At 58.7% G+C, this 375-nt stretch carries 1 protein-coding gene; it reads right to left on the reverse strand.

Going from position 1 to position 375, the window contains the following annotated elements:
- A partial coding sequence (locus RV045_RS14340) for an integrase core domain-containing protein (protein ID WP_423236470.1) occupies positions 1-375 on the reverse strand: 375 nt, incomplete at its 5' end.

Genomic DNA, 375 nt, shown 5'->3' on the forward strand with positions numbered 1-375 from the left:
CTACGCCGCAAGCCTGTTTTGCTCGTACTTCATCGGGCTGATGTAGCCCAGCGTCGAATGCAGCCGAGCGCTGTTGTACCAGAGTAGCCAAGCCACGATTTCATCCTTGGCATGGCGCCTGGTTTTGAAGCGCTGCCCGTGCAGTCGCTCAACCTTCAGCGAGCCGAATAGCGTCTCGCTACAGGCATTGTCCCAGCAGTCCCCTTTACGACTCATGGAGCTCGTGATGCCGTATTCCTTCAGCACGTCTCTGAGGTCGTTGCTGGCGTATTGGCTGCCCCGGTCGCTGTGGAAGATCAGTCCATTTTGCTTGGCCGGATGCCGCTTGAACCAGGCCATGCGCAGCGCGTCAATGACGATGCCGCGCGTCATGGT

It is taken from the genome of Amphibiibacter pelophylacis (genome assembly GCF_037688875.1).
Classification (GTDB): domain Bacteria; phylum Pseudomonadota; class Gammaproteobacteria; order Burkholderiales; family Burkholderiaceae_C; genus Amphibiibacter; species Amphibiibacter pelophylacis.